We start from the raw sequence: 3,110 nt of genomic DNA on the forward strand, positions 1-3,110 counted from the left end.
TTCCTCGACTACGACGTCGAGATACGACGGATGATCTGTTCGACGAACGCGATCGAATCACTCAACGCCCGCTACCGGCGAGCCGTACGAGCACGAGGCCATTTCCCCACCGAGCAGGCCGGGCGGATTCAGGCGGTCAACGCAACACCAGGTGGGCTGGTCGGCTTGGAGAGTAGCACCTTGAGGGCTTCGGCAGGGGTCTTCCAGTCCAACCGTTTCCGTGGTCGACTGTTGAGTTCTGCTGCGACGAATTCGAGATAGTCACGATGATACCCCAATAGATCAAATCCCTTGGGAAAGTGCTGGCGGAGCAGGCCGTTCGTATTTTCGTTGGTCCCACGTTGCCATGGTGAATGGGGGTCGCAGAAGTAGATGTCCATCTCTGTAGCGGCGGCGATCTCTATGTGGTTGGTCAATTCCCGCCCCTGGTCCCAAGTTAGACTTCGTCGTAGATGACCGGGAATCGAACTCATAGCTTCAACCATGGAGTTCTGAACCTCAACAGCCCCGTGGCCATTGGGGAGATGGAGCAGTATGACGTATCCGGTTGTTCGTTCGACCAGCGTCCCTATCGCGGAATGGTGTTGAGGACCGGCGATCAAATCACCTTCCCAATGGCCGGGAACCGCCCGGTCATCGGCCTCGGCGGGACGCTCACTGATGTTGACCATGTCGGCGATACGACCACGGCGTTCGGCAACCTTGCGGCGCGGCTTACGTAGCCCTCGCCCGGTCCGCAAACATCGCGCCAGTTCCCGCTTCAATGCGCCTCGGCCCTGGACATACAGTGCTCGATAGATCGTTTCGTGGGACACGCGCATCTCCGGGTCGTGAGGGAAGTCCATGCTCAGGCGGTGGCTGATCTGTTCCGGGCTGTGCTTGCTTTGCAGCTTGTCCTGGACGTACTCGCGCAGCCGCTCGTGACGAGACAGTGTTGACATTTTCGGACGTCGGGCGCGGGCGTCGGCACGAGCCTGCGCGACCGAAGCACGATATCCGGTCTTGCGCCGCTGAGTTCCTCGAACCAGCTCGCGGCTGATCGTGGATGGCGAGCGGCCCAATGCTCGTGCGATCGTTCGCACTCCGTCTCCAGCGGCACGGCGACAGCTAATTTCCTCACGTCCACCAAACGACAATCGGCTTGTTTGAGAATCGCCGCAATACTTGGAAATACCAGCAGGGATCACGCCGCCAGCCTCGCGGAACCACCGCCAGGCTACTGTCTTCGACACGCCGACAGATGCAGCCGCATCATCAAGAACAACACCCCTCCGCATCTCTCGCCAGAACCGATGCTGCACCTCTCTTGGCAACCCTGGGCGGCCCATCACGCGCACCTCGCAAACACCTCAAACCGGATAGGTGTTGCGATCACCCATTGAACCTACGCCGCGATGAAGTGCCTGTACCTCGTCACCCGTAGCCTGGACCCGACCGGCACCGGCCGGGCACGATGGACGCAACGCTGGAAGCCCGTGATCAACGCATTCGCCATCACCTTCAGCGACCGCTGGCCGGCCGCTGAAACCTACTGACCGAACCGCCGGAAACACCGTTGATCGGACAGACCCGCCGTCGTCGAGGAACACCTGGCTGCTGTCCTCGGTCGTGGCGGCACGACAGGAAACCTTGAGCTGCAAGACGAGGACGTGCTGACGCAGATCGCCCGAGACCTCGTCGGGATCATGCGGCGCGACGTGAAGACCGACTGGACCGTCCGCGACGACGTGCGGGCCAAGCTGCGGTCCTCGATCAAGCAGTTGGTGGTCCAGTACCCACCCGACAAGCAGCCTGAGTCAACTTCACCTCGTCATCGAGCAGGTGGAAGCGATGCTCCCCTGCTATGTCGACACGGATTCGCAAGACCAGGACGGTTGACGCAGCCGGCGGGGAGATGAAGATGCCGGTGATGACTCGAACAGACCACGGTGGCCAGCCGACGATGAAAGCGGCAAACGGCGAACCCATCACACCTCACCAGCGGTGGGCGTACCGCAAAGGTGCGCGCGACCCTGTCACCTGTGTCGATGTCCTCCGGCGTGGTTCCGCCCGCCCTGCGCGAGTGCGCGTGCGTTTCGTCGAGGACGACTACCAGGACCGCGAGGACTGGGTACCGCCGAATCGGTTGAAAGTCCGCTGGGAAGACGTCGCTGCGTGGCAAGAACGAGAAGAGCGCCGGAACGCCGTGCGGGACGCGCGTCATCCGACCAGCTGACTTCGTATCCCCGTTGCTCAGCCTCCACGAGCAGCACGTGCATGATCCGCATTGCGCGTGGCAGGCCATCCTCCGAGACACCGAGGACTTCGCCGGGTTTGCTGAGTGCTGCCAGCAGTGGATGCCATTCGTCCACAGAAGACGGCACGCTGATGCGATCCGCATCCGAGGTCGACTTCGAATTGGAGTGAGACCCGGACACCAGCCGCACACGATACCGCCTGTCCGCCACTACCCCCTCTCGATCCGCTGGCCAGCCGGTACGAGGCCATTGCGCTTCGCGAAGTCGACCACCTTGCGCGTGTCGTCCCTCTGCTCCCGGCTCGCGTCCGCGTGGACCAACTCTCCGTCTCGTTGCAACGTGGCCACCAACTCCGCAGCGACCTTCCGCCGCTTGGCCGTTATGGCTGCGGTGGCGCGGGGCGGCGGCCTCCGGCCGTTGGCTGTCTCGCTCCCGCTACTGGCGTGCTCGTCACCCGCTTCGCCACGGCGCTCGTCCGACGTACCGACGTGACCGACCCTCACCAGTCGGTCCGGATGATGACCGTGCTCGAGGTAGTAACGACCGGCATCGGTGATCGTCGTGCGCCAACCATCGCGTCGACTCACCGTCACCAAACCACGGTCGACAAGCGCCCTCGCCGACCGACGAAGAACAACAGCATCCGGGCTACTGAGATCATCCCCTCAGCGATCCTGCGCAGCACCGCAACCTGCTTGTCATTGAGCTTGTCCCACTTCCGCATGCGATCCCCAAGGCGGACGGTTGTCACCACTAGCTGTTGCGGGTCGTGACGTTGGTGTCGGCTGGCGGGGTCTGAGGAGGGGGACGGGTCTTTCGGCGGCAGGATGAGAAGTGCGACCAACTCGTCCGCCGGACAGAAAGACCCGTCCA

At 62.6% G+C, this 3,110-nt stretch carries 4 protein-coding genes and 2 pseudogenes; 4 read left to right on the forward strand and 2 right to left on the reverse strand.

All coding sequences use genetic code 11. The annotated features are described in order from the left end of the window. Nucleotides 1-120, forward strand: a pseudogene (locus INP57_RS29210) (transposase); the annotation flags it as partial. An 8-nt stretch (nt 121-128) separates the two neighbouring features. Here the strand turns inward: INP57_RS29210 and INP57_RS29215 are convergent. Then, nucleotides 129-1,328: an IS30 family transposase gene (locus INP57_RS29215; RefSeq protein ID WP_233628751.1), complete on the reverse strand. Its 1,200-nt coding sequence runs from the start codon at nt 1,326-1,328 to the stop codon at nt 129-131. 60 nt (nt 1,329-1,388) lie between these two features. Here INP57_RS29215 and INP57_RS29220 point away from each other — a divergent pair. From INP57_RS29220 to INP57_RS29230, 3 genes and pseudogenes are all read left to right on the forward strand, one after another. After that, nucleotides 1,389-1,535, forward strand: a pseudogene (locus tag INP57_RS29220) (IS256 family transposase); the annotation flags it as partial. Nucleotides 1,536-1,685: 150 nt separating this feature from the next. Beyond that, nucleotides 1,686-1,898 carry a type I restriction enzyme endonuclease domain-containing protein gene (locus INP57_RS29225; protein ID WP_233628752.1) on the forward strand — a complete coding sequence of 71 codons (213 nt, stop codon included), beginning with the start codon at nt 1,686-1,688 and terminating at the stop codon, nt 1,896-1,898. Continuing rightward, nucleotides 1,844-2,215, forward strand: a complete 372-nt coding sequence (locus INP57_RS29230; protein ID WP_200073606.1) for a hypothetical protein — start codon at nt 1,844-1,846, stop codon at nt 2,213-2,215. The genes INP57_RS29225 and INP57_RS29230 overlap by 55 nt, the downstream gene beginning before the upstream one ends. Nucleotides 2,216-2,826: 611 nt before the next feature. On the opposite strand, the gene INP57_RS29945 is transcribed toward INP57_RS29230, so the two are convergent. Further along, a partial coding sequence (locus INP57_RS29945; RefSeq protein ID WP_233628750.1) for a hypothetical protein occupies nt 2,827-3,110 on the reverse strand: 284 nt, incomplete at its 5' end.

Origin of the sequence: Saccharopolyspora galaxeae (assembly GCF_016526145.1) — a bacterium.
Taxonomy (GTDB): domain Bacteria; phylum Actinomycetota; class Actinomycetes; order Mycobacteriales; family Pseudonocardiaceae; genus Saccharopolyspora_C; species Saccharopolyspora_C galaxeae.

Excerpts from the sequence above, each read along its gene's own strand:
- INP57_RS29215 (WP_233628751.1), bottom strand. The coding sequence starts at position 1,328 with ATGGGCCGCCCAGGGTTGCCAAGAGAGGTGCAGCATCGGTTCTGGCGA.
- INP57_RS29225 (WP_233628752.1), top strand. The coding sequence starts at position 1,686 with ATGCGGCGCGACGTGAAGACCGACTGGACCGTCCGCGACGACGTGCGG.
- INP57_RS29230 (WP_200073606.1), top strand. The coding sequence starts at position 1,844 with ATGTCGACACGGATTCGCAAGACCAGGACGGTTGACGCAGCCGGCGGG.